Origin of the sequence: Pseudoalteromonas sp. NZS100_1, assembly GCF_015864285.1 — a bacterium.
Lineage (GTDB): Bacteria > Pseudomonadota > Gammaproteobacteria > Enterobacterales > Alteromonadaceae > Pseudoalteromonas > Pseudoalteromonas arctica.
Genome location: NZ_JADYXN010000009.1, coordinates 1 through 24,756, shown reverse-complemented (window position 1 = coordinate 24,756; position 24,756 = coordinate 1). Strand labels below are relative to the sequence as shown.

Below are 24,756 nucleotides of genomic sequence, written 5' to 3'. Positions count from 1 at the left end.
GTTATGTATTTGATACATCTGTTAGCGGCTGTGCAAAGCTGCTTGTTTGCTCGTTTTTCCCAAACCACGCTAGTTGCGAGTGCAGGGCGGCTACTTCACCAATAATGAGTAGCGCAGGCGATATAATGCTGTTGCGCTGGATTAAGTCGGCAAGTTCGCCTAGTTGGCCTGTTACTACACGCTGATTTTTGCGTGTACCGTTTTCGATAATGGCAACAGGTGTGTCGGCTTTACGGCCATGCTTTAAAAGCTCGCTTTGTATGTGCGGCGATTTAATTACGCCCATGTAAATAGCAAGCGTTTGATTTGCTTTTGCCAGCGATTGCCAATCAAGTTCTTGGCCGTCTTTTTTACAATGGCCAGTTACAAATTGAATGGCTTGTGCATGGTCACGATGCGTAAGCGGAATACCCGCATATGCGCTACAACCTGCAGCGGCTGTAATACCCGGTACAATTTGATAATTTACGTTGTTAGCAGCCAGTACTTGTACTTCTTCGCCACCACGACCATAAATAAACGGATCGCCACCTTTAATGCGGCACACTTTTTTGCCTTGTTTAGCAAGGTCGACCAGCATTTGGTTGGTGTCGTCTTGAACAACACTATGATCGCCTAAACGTTTGCCTACACAAATAAGGTCAGCATCGCGGCGCACTAATTCCATAATTTCGTCAGACACTAAAAAGTCGTATACAACCACATCGGCTTGTTGCATAAGTTGCAGTGCTTTAAGTGTTAAAAGCTCTGGATCGCCTGGGCCTGCACCTACTACATATACTTCGCCTTCAGGTTCTGCTTTTGCATCTAGCATTTGCTCTAATTGCTGCTGTGCGGCTTGAGTGTCACCGGTTTGCACTTTACTCACGACGGATGAGTCGAACACGCCTTCCCAAAATTGGCGGCGGTCTGAAAAATGTTTAAAGCGTTTTTTTACTTTGTCTCTAAAGCCACCTACAAGTGTTGCAAGTGGGCCAATATGATGCGGAATAAGGGTTTCGAGCTTTTCGCGTAAGCGACGCGCAAGTACGGGCGCTGTGCCTGCACTTGATATAGCAATCGTAATTGGGTCGCGGTCAACAATGGATGGGAATATAAACGTACATTTAGGTTGGTCATCAACTACGTTTACAAATACATTGCGGGCATTGGCAAGTTCAAATACGTTGTTGTTTACTTCATCGCGGTCGGTTGCTGCAATAACAAGCATTTTTCCATCGAGATGCGACTCATCAAAATAAGCATCAATAAGCGTTACTTCATTATTATGTGCATGCTCTTTTAGTTCGTCGCAAAACCAAGGCGCTACTAAAGTAACGCTCGCTCTCGCTTTTAAAAACGCGCGACATTTGCGTAATGCGACCTCTCCACCGCCAACAACCAATACTGGTTTGTTGTCGAGTTTGGTAAAGATAGGTAAATACTGCACGTTAATAAGACCCCTAAACAAATTCAAATATAAGAAAACGCTTTATTCTGATAAGCAGAATATAGCGGCTATCAATAAGTAAAAAATAATTAAAACCAAGTTGATATAACCAAAAGTTATAATAGGTGGGCTTTTTAGGCCTAAGAGTTAGTTAACAAGGGATTGCGCCGAGTTACAAGTAAAATAAACAGCTTATAGTGTTTGGTTATGAGCTATAGCGAGTTTGGTTTAATTTGTTAATATGGAGGCATATCAAATTTTGTACTTATACCAATTGCATTAAATTAGTGATCTATAATAGCGACGAGAAAATAGCTCAATAACAAGGCTAAAATTATGATACATAGTTGTTCTATATAAATAATTTTTAACGTAGTTAGTGAGTTATTTAATACGCTAAAATGATTATGTTTTTAATAAAATTGGTATTACATAAGCAACGGAGCTCTAATGACACAACACCAAAAAGATGCCGCATTAGCAGTCGCACTGATGGATTTAACAAGCTTAAACACCAGCGATACAACCAAAAACATTCAAGCGCTTGTTGATAGTATAAACCCGAGGCTGGGCACACCTGCTGCAGTATGTGTTTATAGCGACTTTGTTGATGATGCAAAAATAGCACTCGCAGCACGTGAGCTTAACTACGTAAAAGTTGCAACGGTCACTAATTTTCCAACAGGTGATGCGCCACTGAGTGATGTAATTAACGAAACACTTATTGCAATAGAGCGCGGCGCTGACGAAATTGATTTGGTTATTCCTTACAAAAAACTCATAGCGGGCGATGTTCAAACAGTACTTAGCTATGTAAGCGAAAGTAAAAAAGCGTGTGGGTCGCACGCTCAATTAAAAGTAATAATAGAAAGTGGAGAGCTAAAAACTGAAGCACTCATAACTCAGGCCACGGAGCTTGCAATTAAAGGCGGTGCTGATTTTGTAAAAACCAGTACAGGTAAGGTCGCTGTAAATGCCACACTTGAATCAACAAAAATTATGCTAACAGCTATTAAAAACTCAGATAAACGTGTGGGCTTTAAAGCTGCCGGTGGTGTTAAAACTGTTGCCGATGCCAGTGATTATTTAGCGCTAGCACGCGCGATAATGGGAGATGATTATCTGCAAGCAAATACATTTAGGTTTGGTGCCTCGAGCCTGTTAAGCGATGTTTATACAATATTAAAAAGTAATTAAAGGATAAATAATGAGAGCAAGAAACTCCGGGACACAAACATTGTTTAATAACCTATTTAAAGGTGCATTGGTTGTAGGAGTCGTTGGTTTTGGATTAACTGCATGTACTAACCCAAGCACACCCGCAGGTGAAGAAGGCTACGTATTCGAAAAGCCGCGTGTATTTGGTGAAGGTGGTTATCAAGGAACAATGAAGGGCCCATCTAATTACGGTATGTCATTACTGCGAAATGAAGTGGTAAACATCGATATGCGACCTAATACATATACCGAGACATTTAGAATCTTAGCGAATGATGATTTAAATATTAAATTTGATTTTCATGCTGTTATTGCTATTGAGAGTGGCTCTGTTAAAACTGTGGTAGAGCAGTACGGCGCCGAAAATTGGTATAAACGCTTTGTACGTGAAACTTTTAGAACGTATGTGCGCGATACAGTACAAAAATACGATAGTGGCGAGCTTAAAACAAATCGTGAGAAAATTGCGAAGGAAGTGACTCTGCGCCTGCAAAGTTATTTGTCGACAACGCCGTTTAAACTTGCAAACGTTGTAGTAGGCAATATTAATTACCCCGATATTGTTGCTAATGCAGTTGAGAAAAAATTGGCAGCTCAGCAGCTATTATCGGAAAAAGAAACACAAAAAGAGATTGCCAAAAAAGACGCTGAAATTAGGGTTGAAGAAGCCAAAGGGATTGCTCAAGCTCAGAAGATCATTAACGCAACACTAACAGCTAATTACATTCAACATGAAGCTATTAATGCACAAATAAAAATGGCTGAGTCACCTAATCATACAACTGTTTATATTCCGGTAGGCAATAACGGAGTACCACTTGTTAAAGGTGCTAACTAAATAGTGAGTACTTGGGTAGCTCTTTTTATTAGCTACCCAAGTCAAAGCCATTAATTAAACTTAAACATGTTGCTTATACTTTCGAGGCTTGATTTGTTCGTTTTAGCAATACAACCACTATCATCAAGTGATTTTTTAGTTGTTTCATCAGCTAAACCCGTTACCTTTAGTTTTTTGTCTTGCTGGTACTCACGAAGTGCGATAACTGTTTTACGATCGTACTCAACATCCTGTGTTTCAAATTCTTCGTAATCAGGCTGGTTTCTTAGGTAACCCAAACATACCAAGCTTAGGCGCGACATTGCTAAATCCATCTTTTCATAATGTGGCATTCTATGAGTGGGTACATCGACTGTTACAGCGCTCTTGCTGGCTGTTTTTGCTTGTACAGCTGCCGGTGGCGGCGCAGTGTAACCCGATGCTAAAGTGTTATTACTGTTATAGCGATAGTAAGTATCTGGAATTTTAGTTTCTAAAAACTCAACCGCTTTAATAATAACTTCACGAAGGGCTTTTTCTTTAGGGGTATCAGACCATCCACTAATATTACCGCCAACAAGTGCGCCACCAAAGTTGGTTGCGGCTCCAGTAAAGTCAAAATCTTTACTGCCACCTTCAACACTTGTTGCAGCTAAAATGCGTGATGTGCGTGTATCTATTAGACGAAGATCAATCGCCATATGCGAGCCTGAGAAACCAGCGGATACAGAGCTAAATACATCACCCATAAAGCCGCCACTGCCAACACTTGCACCAGAGCTATCGTCATCAAATTCAGTTACCGCTGCAATAACGACTATTTCAGCGCCTTCAATCTCACCATAAGCGGCACCCGATGATGCACTAACGCGACCTGAGGCTGCTAGGTCTTGTTCTGATAAAACAGCATCAAGCGCTTGGCGCTCTAAAACAATAAAGCGATTTGTTGATACAAGTGCCGTAGTTAATTGATCAGCCATACCGTCGCCTATTTCTTTACGCCACCATTTTGAGTTGTTTGATTTGTCGGTAAAGCGTGCAACAGCAATACGAGCTTTAGGCCCATTGTATTGTTCTTGGGCGACAGTGTTTATGTCTGGTGAATTTTGACCTGACGTAACATTTGTGGAGGTGCTTTGACAAGCGCTAAGAGTGGCAGTTAATAGTGCCGTTAATAATAGTTTTTGTGGTGCTTTTAACATATGACTGTCCTTAATTAATATGCTCAAGGGAAATGCAGTGCATTTCCTTTAATATTTAAATTCATGTTAATTTAGTTAAATCAGTAGGTTAATAATAGTACTGGTGCGAAATGTTTAGTCACACAGGCGAAATTTATCAGGATTGTTCGCGAAACTGTTTTGGGGACATATTATATTTTGCTTTAAAGCACCGGGCAAAGTAGCTTTGTGAATTAAAGCCAACTTGCTGTGCTACTAGACCAATTGCAAGCTCACTATTTTTTAAAAGCTCTTGTGCAAATTCTAAACGAATATTTCGAATGTAATCGCTTGGTGTTAGGTTGTACAAGGCTTTCATTTTTAATTGTAAAGCGCGAGGGCTAAGGTAGAGCGCTGCTGCAAATTCTTCTACGCTAAATGCTTCGTCTTGGTAATGCTCTTTTACTGTCGTTTTTACACGCTCGGTAAATACATAATCTTTACTTTGCGCCATTTGTGGGTCGAGCTGGGTTGTTTGTGATAAAGCAGGTAGTTGTTGTTTTAAATGTTGATTAAGTACTTCTCTAATCGTTAATAACCCTTGAACGCGGCTGAGTAACAGCTGCGGCTCAAAAGGTTTACTCAAATAGTCATCAGCAAGTAAGTCTAGGCCCTTTAATTTACTATGCGTATCTGCCTTTGCTGAAAGTAATAACACCGGAATATGGCTAATAGCCGTGTCGCTGCGCAGTGCTTTAATAAACTGATAGCCATCCATAACAGGCATCATTACATCACTTATTACCAAGTCAGGCATTTCGTTTTTACATAAAGCTAAACCTAGCTCTCCGTTAGCTGCACTTATACACGTGAAGCTACTAATAAATAGTGACGTTATTAAATCACGCATTTCATCGTTGTCTTCAATAATAAGAATCTTATTACTTTTTACTGCACATAAATTATTGTTTTTAGACACAGCAAGAGCCGTGAGGTTAGAGGTTTCGTCTGTTTGAGTTGTTGGGAGTGAAACAGTAAAACAACTTCCTTTGTTTAATTCACTTTTAAGTTCAATAGTTCCTCCATATTGCTCAACTAGCTGCTTCACCAGCGCTAAGCCAATACCGCTACCACTTTGATTACTCGTATCTATGCGTGTAAATCGTTGAAAAACGGTCTCAAGGTGCTCTTTATCTATACCAACACCAGTATCTGAGACTGTGATGATTAATGTTTGTTTTTGAGTTAATAGCTGAAGTAATACTTTGCCAGTGTTTGGAGTGTATTTTTGTGCGTTACTCAATAAGTTACTGATAATAGAAATTGTATGATTTAGCTCTAATTTAATGGGAATAGTTTTTTGTGTTAAATCTTCAAACTCGAACGTAATATTTTTTTGTTTAAATAAAGGGGTGAAATCTTCAATTAATTGTTCAACTACCGGCTTTATAGCATAGGGTGTGACGTGTTTCACTGCTGTGCTTGGGCGCTGGCTGAGCTGTAAAAGTTGGTTTATTTGATCCAATAGCTTATAGCTATTACGTTGAATCATCGCTAGTTTTTGTTGGGTGTCTGAATCCTTATGGCTTTTTTGTAAACTCTCAAGTGGCGCTAATATTAAGCTCAATGGTGTTTTAAGTTCATGGCTAACATTATCTAATAGTTGGGTTTTTAAGTTGCTAAGTTCTTTCTCTTTTAAGTTTGCTTGCTCTGCAACGTTAGCTCTATACCTTGCTGTTATAATTAACCACATTATAAATAATACGATAATGATGTAAGTTACATAGGCAACATTGTTCTTCCACCAAGGTGGAGTAACTTTAAGCGCAACCATTGTTTTATCATCACTCCATTGACCGTATTGATCTTTAACTTTTACAATAAAGTGATAGCTTCCAGCGGGAAGTTGAGAATAACTAACTTGCCTCTGGTTTTTGTTTGCGTATAAAAACTGCTTATCTAACCCAGCTAACTTGTAAGCATATTGGTATTGAGAAGGGGGCTCTGCACTGTTTAAAGCAGAAAATTTAAAGCCGATAACACCATCTTCTTCTTTAAAAAAGAGTCTGTCTGTATAGCTTATAAGCTTAGCCGTTTGGGTCTTGTTTTTTATATATTGCTGTGTCCCGACTGACTGGTTAAAAATAAGTAAGTCTGTAATAACGGGTTCTGGGGGTTGAGTTGCTAGAGTCAGCTTTAACGGATCAAATTGATTAAAACCGTTAATACCACCAAAAAATAGCTCGCCGTCATCGGCTTGAAAAGCGGCACCTAAAATAAAAGAATGATGCTGTATACCGTTTGCGGGTAAAAAATGCTGCATTTGTTGGGTTTGAGGAGCGTAACGGGTTAGGCCTTGGTTGCTGCTTAGCCACAAGTAACCGCTGCTATCTTGTTTAATTGCAAAAATATTATCGTTAAGTAAGCCATCAAACTCTGTAATGTTTATTACTTTGTTTGTTTGGATATTTAACTTATTGAGCCCGCCAAAAGTACCTACCCATAAAGTGTTTTTATCTTGTAAATGCAAGGATGTAACCATGTCATGCGTTAAACTATTAGGCTTTTTAAGATCGCTTTGGTAATGGGTGAATGTTTCATCATGTAAAGAAAGTTTATTTAACCCTGCGCGGGTTCCTGCCCATATAGCGTTGTTGTCGCTGTCATAAGTAATACTAAAAACAGTATTATTTGAGATACTATTTTTATCTGCGGTGTATTTAAAATTTGTAACCTGTAAAGTATCGGGATTAAATCGCGTTAAGCCTTCGTTACTGCCCAGCCATAAATTACCACTTAGATCACCTTCGATTGCATAAATACGGTTACTACTGAGTTGATGGCTTTGCACAGTAAAAGCCGAAAAGTTATCATTAATTGGGTTGTAAAGCAGTAAACCACCTCCGTATGTGCCTATCCATACGCGTTTATTGGCATCTTCATAAAGACTAAATATATTGTTATTAGTTAAGCCTATATCTTGATTTTTATCTGTTTCATAGCGTTTAAATCCTGTGTCAGTTTGTTTGTTAAGTCCGTCGCGCGTACCCACCCAAAGTAAGTTGTTACTGTCTTTGAGTATTGCTCTTACAAAGTCATTCGAGATAGAAGCTGGGTTATTGCTTTGATGTTTTTGATGACCAAACTGAGCCTGCCTTTTATCATAGCGATGTAATCCATAGCCGTCTGTACCAATCCAAATAATGCCTTGAGGGTCTTGGTAAAGTGATAATAGGTGATCGTTAGCTAAGCCATGTTTTAAATCTGGAGAGTGAGTAAGTTGACGAAACTCGCTACTTAGTAAATTATCTGTAGCTTGGTAATAAAGACCATGACCATAAGTGCTTACCCATAATTTTTTTTCATCATCAAAAAGTATATCTGTGACCCAAACATTTTTGAGTTGCTCAAAGTTATAAAATGCGAGTGTGTTTGAGTCAAAAACACTTAGACCAGTCTTACCTCCTATAATAAATTTGCCGTTTGTTACTTTTTTTAATTGCCAGAGCTGTTCAGGGCTATTAGATATATGTTCGAACCGATGTGTTTGTGTATCGAACTTAATCAGCCCGATACTACTTGCTAACCAAAGGTTTTTTTGATCATCAAAAAGCACATCCTTAAAAACAACATTTAAGTGATTCGTGCCCTGATAAGAAAATAATTCGGTAGTACCTGTGTATGTATCTAAACGAGTAAGTTGCCCTTTATCGTGACCAATCCAAATGATTTGTGGCGAATTAGAAGAAATTGATGAAATACGTTCATTTGTAATAGGAGGAGCTGAGTACTGGTTAAAAACACTAAAACTTCCTGTTTCAGTATTTAATAAGTTAAGTCCATTACTTGTTGTCGCAAACCAAATGTGGCCGTTTCCTAAATTCAGGCAGTCCGTAATCCAATTTCCCGAAATACTAGGTTGTGAAGGATTGAATTTATAGTGCTTAAATTCATACCCATCAAATCGGTTTAAGCCACCTTGGGTAGCAAACCAATGAAACCCTTTTTCATCAGTGGTACTGCAGGTAATTGAATTTTGTGATAAACCTTGTTCATTTGTATATGTATCTAAGTACAATGGCAGGGCATAAGAACTAATATGAAATAATAATAAAAAGCTAATAATTTTATATCTTATGATTGTTTTTATTGCTTTCACAGACTTCCCATCTAATTGTGAGTCCCTATAATTTGGACAATCATAAACTGCTTTTTAATCAATGTTAAGATTGATTTTTTAATGCAATGCCGAGATTTTCCAATGTGGGTATCTTTTAGGCTTGTGTTAATGGACTGCGTAAGTATAATAGGCATCCACTTTGCAGGGGCGTAGTTCCAATTGGTAGAACAGCGGTCTCCAAAACCGATGGTTGGGAGTTCGAATCTCTCCGCCCCTGCCAGTTTTACTTGTGGTTTGAGTAGTCTGAGATTAAAAACCGGTTTAAATTAAGTCTGTTTTTAAGTTTAGATTTTAATGGATTAACCTTACCGTAGTGTAGGGTTGTTGTGTCTGTAGTTAAGGTAATAATATTATGAGCACGAATGTAGAAACACCATCAAGTGCGATGGAGTCAGTAAAGTGGTTAGTAGCAATCGCGCTACTTGCAGGCGCAGTTGTTGGTAATCACATGTATGCAGATCAATCTGTACTACTACGTGCTATCGGCGTTGTTGTTGCAATAGCGGCCGGATTAGCAATTGCCTCGCAAACATTTAAGGGACGTAACTTTCTTGCTTTCGCTAAAGAAGCTCGAATTGAAGTACGCAAAGTTATTTGGCCAACGCGCCAAGAAACTACCCACACGACATTAATTGTAATGGTTGCAACAGTGATTATGGCACTTATCCTTTGGGGATTAGATGGCATTTTATTCCGCGCTGTAGGCTTTTTAACTGGATTGGAGATCTGATCCCATGTCGGATGAGAACGAGAACAAAGAAATTAAGTTACGTTGGTATGTAGTACAAGCCTTTTCTGGTTACGAAAAGCGTGTAGCTCAAACGTTAACTGAACACATTAAAATCGAAGGTCTTGAATCGAGCTTTGGTGAGATACTAGTACCAACTGAAGAAGTTGTTGAGATGCGCGCTGGCCAAAAGCGTAAATCTGAGCGTAAATTCTTTCCAGGTTATGTATTAGTACAAATGGATATGAATGACGCAAGCTGGCACTTAGTGAACAGCACTGAACGTGTAATGGGCTTTATTGGTGGAACGTCTGATCGTCCTGCTCCAATAACTCCTAAAGAAGCAGAACGCATTCTTAATCGCCTTCAAGAAAATGCTGAAGCACCTAAACCTGCTACATTATTTGAACCAGGTGAAGTTGTTCGCGTTACAGACGGACCATTTGCAGATTTCAGTGGTGTAGTTGAAGAAGTTGACTACGAAAAGAGCCGCGTAAAAGTATCTGTACTTATTTTTGGTCGTTCTACGCCAGTTGAGCTTGAATTCGGTCAAGTTGAGCAAGATAAGTAATTGATTAAAAAAGCTTCGCTAATTTTTATTTAAATTTTGGCATGAAGCTTGAAAAAGGCCGCTGATTAACTTATAATCAGCGGCCTTTTTGTATTAAGGTAAAAATTTATTTTTACTGTGCAAAAAGTACGAAACCAATTTTTAAACTGGGAAGCCGTTAGAGTACGCGTCCTCGCGCGCACAAGGCTGAGACCCACCAAATGAGGTATTTATAATGGCTAAAAAAGTTGAAGCTCTAATCAAGCTACAAGTTGCCGCTGGTATGGCTAATCCTAGTCCTCCAGTAGGTCCTGCACTAGGTCAACACGGTGTAAACATCATGGAATTCTGTAAAGCGTTTAACGCACGTACAGAGTCTATCGAAAAAGGCGCTCCAGTTCCTGTAGTGATCTCTGTTTACGGTGACCGTTCATTTACGTTCGACATGAAAACGCCACCTGCTGCTTACTTACTTAAGAAAGCTGCTGGTATCAAGTCAGGCTCAGGCCGTCCTAACACTGATAAAGTAGGCACAGTAACTCGTGCTCAACTTGAAGAAATTGTTGAGACAAAACGAACTGACCTTACAGCTGCCGATATGGACGCAGCGGTTCGCACTATCGCAGGTTCTGCGCGTGCGATGGGCTTGAACGTAGAGGACTAAGAAATGGCTAAATTAACTAAACGTATGCGTACTATCCGCGAAAAAGTGGAAGTAACAAAAGATTACGAAATCAATGAAGCAGTTGCTCTTTTAAAAGAGTTAGCGACAGCTAAATTCGTAGAAAGTGTTGACGTTGCCGTTAACCTTGGTATCGATGCTCGTAAATCTGATCAAAACGTTCGTGGTGCTACTGTACTACCTAACGGTACTGGTCGTGACGTTCGTGTTGCTGTATTCACACAAGGCGCTAATGCAGAAGCTGCAAAAGAAGCCGGTGCTGAATTAGTAGGCATGGAAGATCTTGCTGAACTAGTTAAAAAAGGCGAGATGAACTTTGACGTTGTTGTTGCATCACCAGACGCTATGCGTGTTGTTGGTCAACTAGGTCAAATCTTAGGCCCACGTGGTCTAATGCCAAACCCTAAAACTGGTACTGTAACGCCTAACGTTGCAGAAGCAGTTAAAAATGCTAAAGCAGGTCAAGTACGTTACCGTAATGACAAAAATGGCATCATCCATACTACTATTGGTAAGGTTGATTTCACTGCAGAGCAATTACAACAAAACCTTGAGTCTCTAATTGTTGCGCTTAAGAAGGCTAAACCTTCTCAAGCTAAAGGTATTTACTTGAAGAAAGTAACTATCTCTACAACAATGGGCGCAGGTGTTTCTGTTGACCAAGGCACTTTAAGCACAACTGTAGCTTAATTAGTGTTTACATGGCGTGAAATTTGTACTATAATTTCGCGCCATTTTGTTGATTAATTTATTAATTAGCAAAGTAAAGAATTCGGGTTGAAGTCCATAATTTCGTTAAGCCTTCGGGGTTAACGATAAATTGGGCTTCCGTCCAAGACCGTAGGTGGCTTCGGCCTTAATATTCACCTACGTAGACGGTGTAGACCCCAGATAGATTTTTCCTAATCCTTCTGGCTCTCGCCGTAAAAAGCATCTCTACCTTGTTTGGTAGGGAAGAGTAGAACAGGGGAATCCGATAATCGGTATCCCCATTAAACCAGGAGTAACACCCATGGCTTTAAATCTTCAAGGCAAAAAAGCAATAGTTGCTGAAGTCAACGAAGCAGCCAATGGTGCTCTATCTGCAGTTGTTGCAGATTCTCGTGGTGTAACAGTTGGCGCAATCACTGCCCTTCGTAAAGAAGCTCGTGCAAATGGTGTTTGGATGAAAGTTGTCCGTAACACTTTAGCAAAACGTGCTCTTGAAGGAACAGATTTTGAGTGTCTTTCTGATTCATTTGTTGGTCCAAGCTTAATCGCTTTCTCATCAGAGCACCCAGGTGCTGCTGCGCGTATCTTTTCAGATTTCGCGAAAAAGAATGAGAAATTCGAGCTTAAAACGGCCGCTTTTGAAGGAAATGTTGTTGATGCAGCAATGCTTGCTACATTACCTACATACGATGAAGCTGTTGCACGCTTAATGAGTGCTATGAAAGAAGCGTCTGCTGGCAAATTGTGTAAAACAATTGAAGCAGTACGTGTACAGAAAGAAGAGCAAGCTGCTTAATTTTAAGCTGTTTAATCACTTTCGGTGTAAAATTTATTTGGACGTAATGTCCGTTAATTATTAGGAAATTTGTAATGTCTGTATCTAAAGACCAAATCCTTGACGCAATTGCTGAAATGTCAGTAATGGACGTTGTTGCTCTTATCGAAGCAATGGAAGAAAAATTCGGCGTAACTGCTGCAGCTGCAATGGTAGCTGGTCCAGCTGCTGAAGCTGCTGAAGAGAAAACAGAATTTGACGTAATCCTTACTGGCGCTGGCGCTAACAAGGTTTCTGCAATCAAAGCTGTTCGTAGCGCAACTGGCCTTGGCCTTAAAGAAGCGAAAGCTCTTGTTGAAGCTGCTCCTACACCTGTTAAAGAAGGTGTATCTAAAGAAGAAGCTGAAGCACTTGCAAAAGATCTTACTGAAGCTGGTGCTGAAGTTGAGGTTAAGTAATTTAGCTTTTGCTAAGTTCGCTGCCTGAGAAATCAGGCAAGGGCTGGTGATTATTTAATCACCGGCCTTTTTGCGCTATAGAGTGATGCACTCTTTTAGTTCAAATAAAATCTGATTTTTTCTTTACTTTCAACGCTTTATAGTTTGCTAGTGTTAAAGTGGGATCTAATTAGAACAACAGTTAAATGTTGTAAAATCTTGGCATAGCTGCCAGTTAAGTCTGTTCTTACAAGAACAGGTCGGGTCAAAGATCAGCAAGCTGAGGAACCCCATGGCTTACTCTTATTCTGAAAAGAAACGTATCCGTAAGGATTTTGGTAAACGTCCACAAGTTTTGGATATACCTTTTTTACTGTCTACACAGTTAGAATCGTTTAAAAAATTCTTAGTGCCGGACGCTGATGGCGATCATGGTTTGGAAGCTGCCTTCCGTTCTGTGTTCCCTATTAAAAGCTACTCGGGAAATTCTGAGCTTCAATACGTAAGTTACCGTATTGGTGAGCCAGTTTTCGATGTAAAAGAATGTCAAATTCGCGGTGTGACTTATTCTGCTCCACTTCGCGTGAAACTGCGTCTTGTTGTTATGGACAAAGAAGCACCAGGCACAGTTAAAGACATTAAAGAGCAAGAAGTTTACATGGGCGAAATTCCGCTCATGACAGATACCGGTACTTTTGTAATCAATGGTACAGAGCGTGTTATCGTTTCTCAGCTACACCGTAGCCCTGGTGTATTCTTTGATAACGACCGCGGTAAAACCCATTCATCGGGTAAAGTATTATATAACGCACGCGTTATACCTTACCGTGGTTCATGGTTAGACTTCGAATTTGATGCAAAAGATAACTTATATGTACGTATTGACCGCCGTCGTAAATTACCGGCGTCTATCATCCTACGTGCACTAGATTATTCTAGCGAACAAATCCTAGATATGTTCTTCGATAACACTACGTTTGAAGTAACGAACGGTAAAGTTCTTATGGAACTTGTACCTTCGCGTTTACGTGGTGAAACTGCCGCTTTTGATATCAAGAGCGAAGACGGTGAAGTATTTGTTGAAAGCGGTCGTCGTGTTACGGCTCGCCACATCAAGAGCATCGAGAAGAAAGGCATTAAGCAATTAGAAGTACCACATGAGTACATCATTGGCCGTATTGTAGCTAAAAACTATGTTGATGAGTCAACTGGTGAAGTTATTGCAAATGCAAATGACGAGCTAACTCTAGAGCTAATGGCTGAATTGGTTAAAGCCGGTTACACTAAAATTGATACGTTATATATCAATGAAGTGGACAGCGGTGCTTACATGTCAAATACTTTGAACATTGACTCTGCAAGCAGCCGTTTAGAAGCACTAGTAGAAATTTACCGCATGATGCGCCCAGGCGAGCCACCGACGAAAGACGCGGCTGAAGCCTTATTCCAGAACTTGTTCTTCTCTGAAGAACGTTATGACTTATCTACTGTAGGTCGTATGAAGTTCAATAGCCGTGTTGGTTACGATACAGACACAGGCCCTGGTACATTAAGCAAAGAAGACATCGTGTCTGTTATGAAAGTATTAATTGCTATTCGTAACGGTCAAGGCGATGTTGATGATATCGATCACTTAGGCAACCGTCGTATACGTAGTGTTGGCGAAATGGCTGAGAACCAATTCCGTGTTGGTCTAGTACGTGTTGAACGTGCTGTACGTGAGCGTTTAAGCTTAGGTGACCTTGACGCGATAATGCCACAAGATCTTATTAACGCTAAGCCTATTTCGGCAGCGGTTAAAGAGTTCTTCGGCTCGTCTCAGTTATCACAGTTTATGGACCAAAATAACCCACTATCAGAAGTTACGCATAAACGTCGTATCTCTGCATTAGGTCCGGGCGGTCTAACTCGTGAACGTGCAGGCTTTGAAGTACGTGACGTTCACGTAACTCACTATGGTCGCGTATGTCCAATCGAGACTCCTGAGGGTCCAAACATCGGTCTAATTAACTCATTGTCTACGTACGCACGTACAAATGACTACGGTTTCTTAGAAACACCTTACCGCAAAGTGGTAGACGGTGTTGTAACTGATGAAGTTGATTATTTATCAGCCATTGAAGAAGGTCAGTTTGTTATCGCACAGGCGAATTCAAACTTAACTGAAACCAATGAGTTTGTTGATGAACTTATCCCATGTCGTCACAAAGGTGAATCTACCTTTATGGGTCGCATGGACCAGCAGTATATGGATGTATCACCACAACAGGTGATCTCTGTAGCGGCAGCACTTATCCCGTTCCTAGAACACGATGATGCTAACCGTGCATTGATGGGTTCAAACATGCAACGTCAAGCAGTACCAACATTGAAAGCGGATAAGCCGTTAGTAGGTACTGGTATTGAGTTAACACTAGCGAAAGACTCTGGTGTAACTATCGTTGCTAAACGTGGTGGTGAAGTAATGTATGCTGACGCAAGTCGCATCGTTGTAAATGTACATGAAGAAGAACGCATCCCTGGTGAAGCGGGCATCGACATCTACAACTTAACCAAATACACACGTTCAAACCAAAATACATGTATTAACCAAAAACCAACTTGTATGGTTGGCGAACCGGTTACTCGTGGTGACGTGTTAGCAGATGGTCCTTCGACTGACTTAGGTGATTTAGCCCTTGGTCAAAACCTTCGCGTGGCATTCATGCCATGGAACGGTTATAACTTCGAAGATTCAATCTTGTTATCTGAGCGCGTAGTTGAAGAAGATCGTCTAACGACTATCCATATTCAAGAGCTACAGTGTGTTGCCCGTGATACTAAATTAGGTCCAGAAGAGATCACAGCAGATATCCCGAACGTGGGTGAATCTGCACTAGGCAAGCTTGATGAATCAGGCGTTGTATATATTGGTGCTGAAGTTAAAGGCGGCGATATCCTAGTAGGTAAAGTGACTCCTAAAGGCGAAACACAGCTTACACCTGAAGAGAAGCTACTGCGTGCTATCTTCGGCGAAAAAGCGTCTGACGTTAAAGACAGCTCTTTACGTGTACCAAATTCTGTAACTGGTACTGTAATTGACGTGCAAGTTTTCACCCGTGATGGTGTTGAAAAAGATAAACGCGCGTTAGAAGTTGAAGACATGCAGCTTCGCGAAGCGAAGAAAGACTTCAACGAAGAGTTCCGTATTTTAGAAGCAGGCGTTTTAGACCGTGCACGTAAGCTACTTATAGCTGCTGGTTTTGATGAAGATAAACTTGCATCTCTAAATGCTGAAAAAGTACTTACGCAAAGTCTTGCTGAAGAAGACAAGCAAGCTGAGCTTGAGCAACTAGCTGCACAATACGATGAGCTTAAAGCTGAATACGATAAGAAGTTTGAAAACAAACGTCGTAAAATTACCCAAGGTGATGACTTAGCACCAGGCGTACTTAAGATTGTTAAAGTATACCTAGCTGTTAAACGTCGTATCCAACCGGGTGATAAAATGGCGGGTCGTCATGGTAACAAAGGTGTTATCTCGACTATCGTACCAGTAGAAGATATGCCTTACGATGACAAAGGTCGTACGGTAGATATCGTATTGAATCCACTAGGTGTACCATCACGTATGAACATCGGTCAGATCCTTGAAACACATATGGGTCTTGCTGCACGTGGTATCGGTGAACGTATTGAAGAGATGATGAAAGAACAACGTGAGCTTCATGAGCTACGTGACTTCATCAAGCAAGCATACGAAATTGGCGAATCTCGCCAAGTTGTAGATATTGCTAGCTTCACTGATGACGAAATTCGTCGTCTAGCTGAAAACTTAAAAGGTGGTTTACCAATAGCTACTCCTGCATTTGATGGCGCGAAAGAAAGCGAAATCAAAGACATGCTTGAGCTTGCGGGCTATCCTCGTAGTGGTCAGGTTACACTTTATGATGGCCGTACTGGCGATCAGTTTGAACGTCAAGTAACTGTTGGTTACATGTACATGCTTAAATTGAATCACTTAGTTGATGATAAAATGCATGCACGTTCTACTGGTTCTTACAGCCTTGTTACTCAGCAGCCGCTGGGTGGTAAAGCCCAGTTCGGTGGCCAGCGTTTTGGTGAGATGGAAGTATGGGCACTTGAAGCTTACGGTGCTGCTTACACTCTACAAGAAATGCTAACAGTGAAATCGGATGACGTGAACGGTCGTACTAAGATGTATAAAAACATCGTTGATGGTAACCATAAAATGGAACCAGGTATGCCAGAATCGTTCAACGTATTGTTGAAAGAAATCCGCTCACTGGGTATCAACATCGAGTTGGAAGAAAATTAAGCCAATTAGATGCTGCAGTTAACGCTGCAGCATCTGTTACGGCTGAATAGAATGTAGGGACGAAATTATCCGTCCTCAAGATTAACTCCGACAGGAGAGCTAAGGTGAAAGACTTACTTAAGTTTCTGAAGCAACAAAATAAGACCGAAGAATTCGATGCAATTCGCATTGGTCTTGCTTCACCAGACATGGTTCGTTCATGGTCATTCGGTGAAGTAAAGAAACCTGAGACTATTAACTACCGTACTTTCAAGCCTGAGCGCGATGGCTTATTCTGTGCCCGTATTTTCGGCCCAGTGAAAGATTATGAGTGTTTATGTGGTAAATATAAACGCCTTAAACACCGTGGTGTGATCTGTGAAAAGTGTGGCGTTGAAGTAACACTCACTAAAGTGCGACGCGATCGTATGGGTCATATCGACCTTGCGAGCCCAGTTGCACATATATGGTTTTTAAAATCATTACCGTCACGTATTGGCTTAATGCTAGATATGACGCTTCGTGATATTGAACGTGTTCTTTACTTCGAATCATTCGTAGTAACTGAGCCTGGTATGACAACGCTTGAGCGTGGTCAGCTATTAGGTGAAGAAGAATACTTAGATTCACTAGAAGAGCATGGTGATGAATTTGAAGCTAAGATGGGTGCTGAAGCAGTTTTAGACTTGCTTCGTGAACTTGATCTTGCTCAATTAATTGCTGAGATGCGTGAAGAGTTACCAACAATTAACTCTGAAACTAAGCGTAAAAAAATCACTAAACGTCTTAAGTTAATGGAATCGTTCCACCAATCAGGTAATAACCCTGAGTGGATGATCATGACAGTACTTCCAGTATTGCCACCTGATCTACGCCCATTAGTACCATTAGACGGTGGTCGTTTTGCGACGTCTGATCTAAATGACCTTTACCGTCGTGTTATTAACCGTAATAACCGTCTTAAACGTCTACTAGATTTAGCAGCACCAGACATTATTGTACGCAACGAAAAACGTATGTTACAAGAAGCGGTAGATGCGCTACTTGATAACGGTCGTCGTGGTCGTGCAATTACAGGTTCTAACAAACGTCCTCTTAAATCTCTTGCTGATATGATCAAGGGTAAGCAAGGTCGTTTCCGTCAGAATCTACTTGGTAAGCGTGTAGATTATTCAGGCCGTTCTGTAATCACAGTTGGTCCTACACTTAAGCTTCACCAATGTGGTCTTCCTAAGAAGATGGCACTAGAGCTATTCAAACCATTCATCTATGGCAAACTAGAACGTCGCGGCATGGCTACGACAATCAAAGCTGCTAAGAAGATGGTTGAACGTGAAGTTCCGGAAGTATGGGATGTACTTGACGAAGTAATTCGTGAACATCCAGTATTACTTAACCGTGCACCAACACTTCACCGTTTGGGTATCCAAGCGTTTGAGCCTGTGCTTATCGAAGGTAAAGCAATTCATTTGCATCCATTAGTATGTGCGGCGTACAACGCCGATTTCGATGGTGACCAAATGGCGGTACACGTACCGTTAACAATCGAAGCGCAGCTTGAAGCTCGTGCATTGATGATGTCAACAAACAACATTCTATCTCCTGCGAATGGTGAGCCAATCATCGTTCCTTCACAGGATGTTGTATTGGGTCTTTATTACATGACTCGTGACCGCATTAACGCTAAAGGCGAAGGCGCGATATTTAAAGATCCAAAAGAAGCAGAAAAAGCATACCGCAGTGGCAATGCAGACCTTCACGCAATCGTGAAAGTACGTATTAGTCAATCAGTTAAAAACGAAGACGGCGTAGTAGAAGACACTATCACTGTTATCGATACAACTGTTGGTCGTGCAATTCTGTCTCTAATTTTACCTAAAGGCATGCCGTTTGCGTCAATCAACCAGCCGCTAGGTAAAAAGCAGATTTCTGGCTTATTGAATGAGTGTTACCGTCGTTTAGGTCTTAAAGATACAGTTATCTTTGCTGACCAAGTTATGTACACCGGTTTCCATTATGCAATGAAGTCAGGTGTTTCTATCGGTATTGATGACTTAGTTATCCCACCGGTTAAAGCACAGATAATTGAATCAGCTGAAGCTGAAGTTACTGAAATCAACCAACAATTCCAATCAGGTCTTGTAACGGCTGGTGAAAAGTACAACAAAGTTATCGATATCTGGTCACGTGTAAACGAAAACTTATCACGTGAGATGATGTCTAACTTGTCGAAAGACACAGTTATCAATGCACAAGGTGAAGAAGTAGAGCAACCGTCATTTAACTCAGTGTTTATGATGGCCGACTCAGGTGCTCGTGGTAGTGCTGCACAGATTCGTCAGTTGGCGGGTATGCGTGGTCTAATGGCACGTCCAGATGGTTCAATCATCGAGACGCCAATCACAGCTAACTTCCGTGAAGGTCTAAACGTACTTCAGTACTTCATCTCAACGCATGGTGCGCGTAAAGGTCTTGCCGATACAGCACTTAAAACAGCAAACTCGGGTTACCTAACGCGTCGTCTAGTAGACGTTGCACAAGATTTGGTAATCAATGAAGATGACTGTGGTACAGAAGATGGCTTAACAATGAAACCGCTTATTGAAGGTGGTGATGTTGTAGAACCACTTCGTGAACGTGTTCTAGGTCGTGTTGTTGCTGAAGATATTGTAATTCCAGGTACTAATACAGTACTTGTTGAACGTAATATCATGCTAGACGAAAAACTGTGTGACCTTTTAGAAGAGCACTCAGTAGATGAAGTTCGTGTACGTTCTGTTATCACGTGTGATAATGACTTTGGTGTTTGTGCTAACTGTTACGGTCGTGACCTAGCACGTGGTCATATCATCAACGCTGGTGAATCAGTGGGTGTTATCGCGGCACAGTCAATCGGTGAGCCAGGTACACAGTTAACAATGCGTACCTTCCACATCGGTGGTGCGGCATCTAGAGCATCTGCAGAAAATAATGTACAAGTTAAAACTAACGGTACATTAAAACTTCATAACTCTAAGTACGTACTTAACACAGACGGTAAGATTGTTATTACTTCTCGTTCTACGGAAATTACTATCATTGATAGTCATGGTCGTGAGAAAGAGCGCTATAAAGTACCTTACGGTGCGGTATTAACAGTGCAAGACAATACGGAAGTTCAAGGTAACGACATCGTTGCTACTTGGGACCCGCATAGTCACCCAATCGTTCTTGAGCATAAGTCAAAAGTATCGTTCAGCGATATCGATGATTCAAATACTGAAGCACAGACTGATGAACTAACTGGTTTAACCCGTGTAGTTGTAAAAGATCTTGCTAAAGTAAATACGAAAGAACCAAAGCTTATCATCGAAAGTGAAGAGCGCGGTCTGCAAGAAACACGTCTTCCTTCATTCACGACGATTGAAGTTATTGACGGCGTTACAGCAAACCCAGGTGACGTGTTAGCACGTATTCCGCAAGAAGGTTCGAAAACTCGTGATATCACGGGTGGTCTACCACGCGTAGCCGACTTATTTGAAGCTCGTAAGCCAAAAGAACCAGCTATATTAGCTGAGATCACAGGTACTATTAGCTTCGGTAAAGAGACTAAAGGTAAGAAGCGTTTAGTTATTACTCCAGCTGAAGGTGATCATTACGAAGAAATGATTCCTAAGTGGCGTCAACTTAACGTGTTTGAAGGTGAGCAAGTGTCTAAAGGTGAAGTTATCGCCGATGGTCCTGAATCACCGCATGACATCTTACGCCTACGTGGTGTGACTCATGTTGCTAACTACATCGTTAACGAAGTGCAAGAGGTTTACCGTTTGCAAGGCGTTAAGATCAATGACAAGCACATTGAAACAATTATCCGTCAGATGATTCGTAAATGTACCATCATACACAGCGGTGATACTGACTTCTTAGCCGGTGAACAAATCGAAGTGGCGCGCGTTAATATCGCAAACCGTGACCTTGAAAAACAAGGTAAGATACCAGCTAAGTATGAAATCCAGTTAATGGGTATCACAAAAGCATCACTAGCAACAGAATCTTTCATCTCTGCAGCGTCTTTCCAAGAGACAACACGTGTTCTTACAGATGCGGCAGTGAATGGTAAGAGCGATGAGCTTCGCGGTCTTAAAGAAAACGTAATTGTGGGTCGTTTGATCCCAGCCGGTACCGGTTTTGCGTATCATCAAGAACGTATGGCTCGCCGTAAACAAAGCAAAGTAGTAGTAGAAGAGCAAACAGTAAGTGCAGAAGAGGCAACTCAAGCACTTACAGACGCTCTAAATGCTGATTTGTCTGGAAATCAATAAACTGTTCTTAATCAATAGATTAAGTGATCGTGAGGCAGTTATATGCTGTCTTACGGTTAGTTTAGGTTGACAGGTTAAACTTTGCTCATTAAAATTCCGCCACCCATTTACTTGTGTGCTCAATGCAGGCTCGTAAATAAAGGGCGGATTTTTTATTTTTTTCAGTAGTAATTTTAATTTCAGGAGCTATTTAAATGGCAACTATTAACCAGCTAGTGCGTAAGCCACGCCGTAGCAAGGTTACGAAAAGTAACTCAGCTGCACTAAAAGCGTGTCCGCAAAAGCGCGGTGTATGTACTCGCGTATATACAACTACACCTAAGAAACCTAACTCGGCGTTACGTAAAGTAGCACGTGTACGTTTAACTAACGGTTTCGAAGTAACTTCATACATTGGCGGTGAAGGTCATAACCTTCAAGAGCATAGTGTAATCCTAATCCGTGGTGGTCGTGTTAAAGATTTACCAGGTGTGCGTTTTCACACTGTTCGTGGTGCACTTGACTGTGCAGGCGTTAGCGATCGTCGTCAAGCTCGTTCTAAATACGGTACAAAACGCCCTAAAGGCTAATTGTATTCCGTTAGTAAGGCCAAGCACTAAATATATATAATTATTGTTTTGGGTGATTGACTCGAAAGAGCAAACCTGAATAAACCGGAGATACAAAATGCCTAGAAGACGCGTAATCGGTCAACGTAAAATTCTTCCAGATCCTAAGTTCGGATCGGAACTTCTTGCTAAATTCGTTAACATCGTAATGTTAGACGGCAAGAAATCTACTGCTGAAAAAATTGTTTATGGTGCGCTAGACGTGGCTGCTGAGAAATCAGGCAAGTCGCACCTAGAAATCTTTGAAACTGCACTTGATAACATCCGCCCACAGGTAGAAGTTAAATCTCGCCGTGTTGGTGGTTCAACTTATCAAGTACCAGTTGAAGTACGTCCAGTTCGTCGTAACGCATTAGGTATGCGTTGGTTAGTAGACGCTGCACGTAAGCGTGGCGAAAAATCTATGGGCTTACGTTTAGCTCAAGAAATCGTTGACGCTGCTGACAACAAAGGCACTGCGGTTAAGAAACGTGAAGACGTTCACCGTATGGCTGAAGCGAATAAAGCATTCGCTCATTACCGTTGGTAATCTGTCTTTAACCTTTAAGAGGATCATATGGCACGTACAACTCCACTTGAGCGCTATCGTAATATAGGTATTGTTGCTCACGTAGATGCAGGCAAAACCACCACAACAGAACGTGTTCTGTTCTACACAGGTCTTTCTCATAAGATCGGTGAAGTACATGATGGCGCTGCAACTATGGATTGGATGGAGCAGGAACAAGAGCGTGGTATCACAATCACTTCTGCTGCAACAACGTGTTTTTGGAAAGGGATGGACGCTCAATTTGACGCCCATCGTATCAATATTATTGATACTCCAGGACACGTAGATTTCACTATCGAAGTAGAGCGTTCTTTACGTGTACTCGATGGTGCGGTAGTTGTTCTTTGTGCTTCATCTGGTGTACAGCCGCAAACTGAGACAGTTTGGCGTCAAGCGAACAAATACGAAGTTCCGAGAATGATCTTCGTAAATAAAATGGATCGCACGGGCGCTGACTTCTTAGCAGTGGTTAGCCAGGTGAAATCTCGTCTTGGAGCAACGCCTGTTCCAATTCAGTTGCCTGTAGGCGCTGAGGACGACTTTAAAGGTGTTATTGACCTCATAAAAATGAAAATGATTAACTGGAACGAAGCGGACCAGGGTATGACTTTTTCATATGAGGCAATACCGGCAGAACTTCTGGAATTAGCTGAAGAATGGCGCTCTCATTTAGTTGAAAGCGCTGCTGAAGCAACAGAAGAACTAATGGATAAATACTTAGAAGGTGAAGAGTTAAGTGAAGCAGAAATTAAAAATGCTTTACGCCAACGAACATTAGCTAATGAGATTGTTCCAGTTACTTGTGGTAGCGCATTTAAAAACAAAGGCGTTCAAGCTGTGCTTGATGGCGTTGTTGAGTATATGCCGTCGCCAGAGCAAGTGAAACAAATCCAAGGTATCTTAGAAAATGGTACTGAGGAAGAACGTCCTGCTAATGATAAAGCGCCGTTTGCTGCACTCGCATTTAAGATTGCTACAGACCCGTTCGTTGGGACCTTGACCTTTTTCCGTGTTTACTCTGGTACTGTTAAACAGGGTGACACGGTATATAATCCAGTAAAAAGTAAGCGTGAGCGACTTGGCCGTATCGTACAGATGCATTCAAACTCTCGTGAAGAGATCAAAGAAGTTTTCGCAGGCGACATCGCGGCAGCTATTGGTCTTAAAGACGTAACAACAGGTGAAACACTGTGTGATCCGAATTCTATTATTACGCTTGAGCGTATGGAATTCCCTGAACCAGTAATCTCTATTGCGGTTGAGCCTCGCACTATAGCTGACCAAGATAAGATGGGTATCGCGCTAGGTAAACTAGCTGCTGAAGACCCTTCTTTTCGCGTACAAACTGACGAAGAATCAGGCCAGGTTATAATCTCTGGCATGGGTGAGCTTCACCTAGATATCATCGTCGACCGTATGAAACGTGAATTCAGTGTTGAATGTAACGTTGGTAAGCCGCAGGTCTCATACCGAGAAGCTATTCGTTCAACTGTTAAGGTTGAAGGGAAGTTTATACGTCAGTCAGGTGGTCGTGGTCAATATGGTCACGTTTGGCTTAAACTTGAACCGATGGACATTACGGATGATGAGTCACCAATTTACGAGTTCGTTAACGAAACCGTAGGTGGGTCTGTTCCTAAAGAGTTCGTTCCTGCGGTAGACAAAGGTATCCAAGAGCAAATGTCTCAAGGTGTACTGGCAGGCTACCCATTACTTGGCGTTAAAGCGACTTTATATGATGGTTCATTCCATGATGTAGATTCGAATGAAATGGCATTTAAAATAGCAGGTTCACTGGCAATGAGAGATGGGGCGCGTAAAGCTGACCCTGTACTTTTAGAGCCAGTAATGAAGGTTGAAGTACTCACTCCTGATTCAAATATGGGTGATGTAGTTGGCGACTTAAATCGTCGCCGCGGCATAATCGAAGGCATGGAAGATGCATTAGGTGGACTTAAGCAAATTAATGCGCAAGTTCCTCTTTCTGAAATGTTTGGTTATGCGACTGCTTTACGATCTGCAACACAAGGCCGTGCCTCATACTCTATGGAGTTTGTGAAGTACGCTGAAGCCTCGAAAAACGTTGCAGATACAATAATTTCAGCTCGCGCTGTTATATAATTTTAGCTTGTCTGGCTCAATAGTGAGTCAGGCTTTAATTTCTTTATTAGGAATTTTTTAAGATGGCAAAAGAAAAGTTTGAACGCGTAAAACCGCATGTAAACGTTGGTACAATCGGCCACGTTGACCACGGTAAAACTACACTAACTGCAGCAATCACTAACGTACTTGCAAAAGTATACGGCGGTGTTGC

The 24,756-nt window shown here is 41.3% G+C and carries 17 protein-coding genes and 1 tRNA gene; 15 read left to right on the top strand and 3 right to left on the bottom strand.

The annotated features are described in order from the left end of the window. Nucleotide 1: 1 nt before the first annotated feature. Entirely contained in the window at nucleotides 2–1,429 is a 1,428-nt protein-coding gene (gene cysG / locus I6F66_RS08165; protein ID WP_101164434.1) for a siroheme synthase CysG, read from the bottom strand. Between the two features lie 450 nt (nucleotides 1,430–1,879). Between cysG and deoC the strand changes: the two genes are divergently transcribed. Continuing rightward, nucleotides 1,880–2,626, top strand: coding sequence for a deoxyribose-phosphate aldolase (gene deoC, locus I6F66_RS08160; RefSeq protein ID WP_197209077.1), 747 nt, complete (start codon nucleotides 1,880–1,882; stop codon nucleotides 2,624–2,626). A 10-nt stretch (nucleotides 2,627–2,636) separates the two neighbouring features. Then, nucleotides 2,637–3,485, top strand: coding sequence for an SPFH domain-containing protein (locus I6F66_RS08155; protein WP_007580116.1), 849 nt, complete (start codon nucleotides 2,637–2,639; stop codon nucleotides 3,483–3,485). A 50-nt stretch (nucleotides 3,486–3,535) separates the two neighbouring features. Here I6F66_RS08155 and I6F66_RS08150 read toward each other — a convergent pair whose 3' ends face one another. Together I6F66_RS08150 and I6F66_RS08145 are read right to left on the bottom strand one after the other, a co-directional pair. Next, a complete protein-coding gene (locus tag I6F66_RS08150) occupies nucleotides 3,536–4,666 on the bottom strand; it encodes a CsgG/HfaB family protein (RefSeq protein WP_165740251.1) in 1,131 nt (376 codons plus the stop codon). Nucleotides 4,667–4,802: 136 nt separating this feature from the next. Beyond that, nucleotides 4,803–8,783: a hybrid sensor histidine kinase/response regulator transcription factor gene (locus tag I6F66_RS08145; protein ID WP_197209076.1), complete on the bottom strand. Its 3,981-nt coding sequence runs from the start codon at nucleotides 8,781–8,783 to the stop codon at nucleotides 4,803–4,805. A 164-nt stretch (nucleotides 8,784–8,947) separates the two neighbouring features. On the opposite strand from I6F66_RS08145, the gene I6F66_RS08140 reads away from it, so the two are divergent. From I6F66_RS08140 to I6F66_RS08080, 13 genes are all read left to right on the top strand, one after another. Next, nucleotides 8,948–9,024: transfer RNA gene (locus tag I6F66_RS08140), tRNA-Trp, on the top strand. Nucleotides 9,025–9,156: 132 nt separating this feature from the next. Beyond that, nucleotides 9,157–9,534: a preprotein translocase subunit SecE gene (gene secE / locus I6F66_RS08135; RefSeq protein WP_002958877.1), complete on the top strand. Its 378-nt coding sequence runs from the start codon at nucleotides 9,157–9,159 to the stop codon at nucleotides 9,532–9,534. Between the two features lie 4 nt (nucleotides 9,535–9,538). Beyond that, nucleotides 9,539–10,102, top strand: a complete 564-nt coding sequence (nusG, locus tag I6F66_RS08130; protein ID WP_007580122.1) for a transcription termination/antitermination protein NusG — start codon at nucleotides 9,539–9,541, stop codon at nucleotides 10,100–10,102. A 214-nt stretch (nucleotides 10,103–10,316) separates the two neighbouring features. After that, entirely contained in the window at nucleotides 10,317–10,745 is a 429-nt protein-coding gene (rplK, locus tag I6F66_RS08125; protein WP_002958879.1) for a 50S ribosomal protein L11, read from the top strand. A gap of 3 nt (nucleotides 10,746–10,748) precedes the next feature. Beyond that, entirely contained in the window at nucleotides 10,749–11,453 is a 705-nt protein-coding gene (gene rplA / locus I6F66_RS08120) for a 50S ribosomal protein L1 (protein WP_165740516.1), read from the top strand. A gap of 322 nt (nucleotides 11,454–11,775) precedes the next feature. Further along, nucleotides 11,776–12,270 carry a 50S ribosomal protein L10 gene (gene rplJ, locus I6F66_RS08115; protein ID WP_002958881.1) on the top strand — a complete coding sequence of 165 codons (495 nt, stop codon included), beginning with the start codon at nucleotides 11,776–11,778 and terminating at the stop codon, nucleotides 12,268–12,270. A gap of 74 nt (nucleotides 12,271–12,344) precedes the next feature. Continuing rightward, nucleotides 12,345–12,707: a 50S ribosomal protein L7/L12 gene (gene rplL / locus I6F66_RS08110; protein WP_002958882.1), complete on the top strand. Its 363-nt coding sequence runs from the start codon at nucleotides 12,345–12,347 to the stop codon at nucleotides 12,705–12,707. Between the two features lie 271 nt (nucleotides 12,708–12,978). Continuing rightward, nucleotides 12,979–17,004, top strand: a complete 4,026-nt coding sequence (rpoB, locus tag I6F66_RS08105) for a DNA-directed RNA polymerase subunit beta (RefSeq protein ID WP_165740515.1) — start codon at nucleotides 12,979–12,981, stop codon at nucleotides 17,002–17,004. A 104-nt stretch (nucleotides 17,005–17,108) separates the two neighbouring features. Then, nucleotides 17,109–21,284 carry a DNA-directed RNA polymerase subunit beta' gene (gene rpoC, locus I6F66_RS08100; RefSeq protein ID WP_165740514.1) on the top strand — a complete coding sequence of 1,392 codons (4,176 nt, stop codon included), beginning with the start codon at nucleotides 17,109–17,111 and terminating at the stop codon, nucleotides 21,282–21,284. Between the two features lie 194 nt (nucleotides 21,285–21,478). Then, nucleotides 21,479–21,853: a 30S ribosomal protein S12 gene (rpsL, locus tag I6F66_RS08095; RefSeq protein ID WP_008165517.1), complete on the top strand. Its 375-nt coding sequence runs from the start codon at nucleotides 21,479–21,481 to the stop codon at nucleotides 21,851–21,853. 97 nt (nucleotides 21,854–21,950) lie between these two features. Continuing rightward, nucleotides 21,951–22,421 carry a 30S ribosomal protein S7 gene (gene rpsG, locus I6F66_RS08090; RefSeq protein WP_010392135.1) on the top strand — a complete coding sequence of 157 codons (471 nt, stop codon included), beginning with the start codon at nucleotides 21,951–21,953 and terminating at the stop codon, nucleotides 22,419–22,421. A gap of 27 nt (nucleotides 22,422–22,448) precedes the next feature. Then, nucleotides 22,449–24,563 carry an elongation factor G gene (gene fusA / locus I6F66_RS08085; RefSeq protein WP_165728275.1) on the top strand — a complete coding sequence of 705 codons (2,115 nt, stop codon included), beginning with the start codon at nucleotides 22,449–22,451 and terminating at the stop codon, nucleotides 24,561–24,563. A 62-nt stretch (nucleotides 24,564–24,625) separates the two neighbouring features. Further along, the coding region (locus I6F66_RS08080; protein ID WP_231611860.1) for a GTP-binding protein at nucleotides 24,626–24,756 on the top strand (131 nt) is incomplete at its 3' end.

Coding starts and splice junctions, on each gene's coding strand:
- deoC (WP_197209077.1), top strand. CDS start 1,880: ATGACACAACACCAAAAAGATGCCGCATTAGCAGTCGCACTGATGGAT.
- I6F66_RS08155 (WP_007580116.1), top strand. CDS start 2,637: ATGAGAGCAAGAAACTCCGGGACACAAACATTGTTTAATAACCTATTT.
- I6F66_RS08150 (WP_165740251.1), bottom strand. CDS start 4,666: ATGTTAAAAGCACCACAAAAACTATTATTAACGGCACTATTAACTGCC.
- secE (WP_002958877.1), top strand. CDS start 9,157: ATGAGCACGAATGTAGAAACACCATCAAGTGCGATGGAGTCAGTAAAG.
- nusG (WP_007580122.1), top strand. CDS start 9,539: ATGTCGGATGAGAACGAGAACAAAGAAATTAAGTTACGTTGGTATGTA.
- rplK (WP_002958879.1), top strand. CDS start 10,317: ATGGCTAAAAAAGTTGAAGCTCTAATCAAGCTACAAGTTGCCGCTGGT.
- rplA (WP_165740516.1), top strand. CDS start 10,749: ATGGCTAAATTAACTAAACGTATGCGTACTATCCGCGAAAAAGTGGAA.
- rplJ (WP_002958881.1), top strand. CDS start 11,776: ATGGCTTTAAATCTTCAAGGCAAAAAAGCAATAGTTGCTGAAGTCAAC.
- rplL (WP_002958882.1), top strand. CDS start 12,345: ATGTCTGTATCTAAAGACCAAATCCTTGACGCAATTGCTGAAATGTCA.
- rpoB (WP_165740515.1), top strand. CDS start 12,979: ATGGCTTACTCTTATTCTGAAAAGAAACGTATCCGTAAGGATTTTGGT.
- rpsL (WP_008165517.1), top strand. CDS start 21,479: ATGGCAACTATTAACCAGCTAGTGCGTAAGCCACGCCGTAGCAAGGTT.
- rpsG (WP_010392135.1), top strand. CDS start 21,951: ATGCCTAGAAGACGCGTAATCGGTCAACGTAAAATTCTTCCAGATCCT.
- fusA (WP_165728275.1), top strand. CDS start 22,449: ATGGCACGTACAACTCCACTTGAGCGCTATCGTAATATAGGTATTGTT.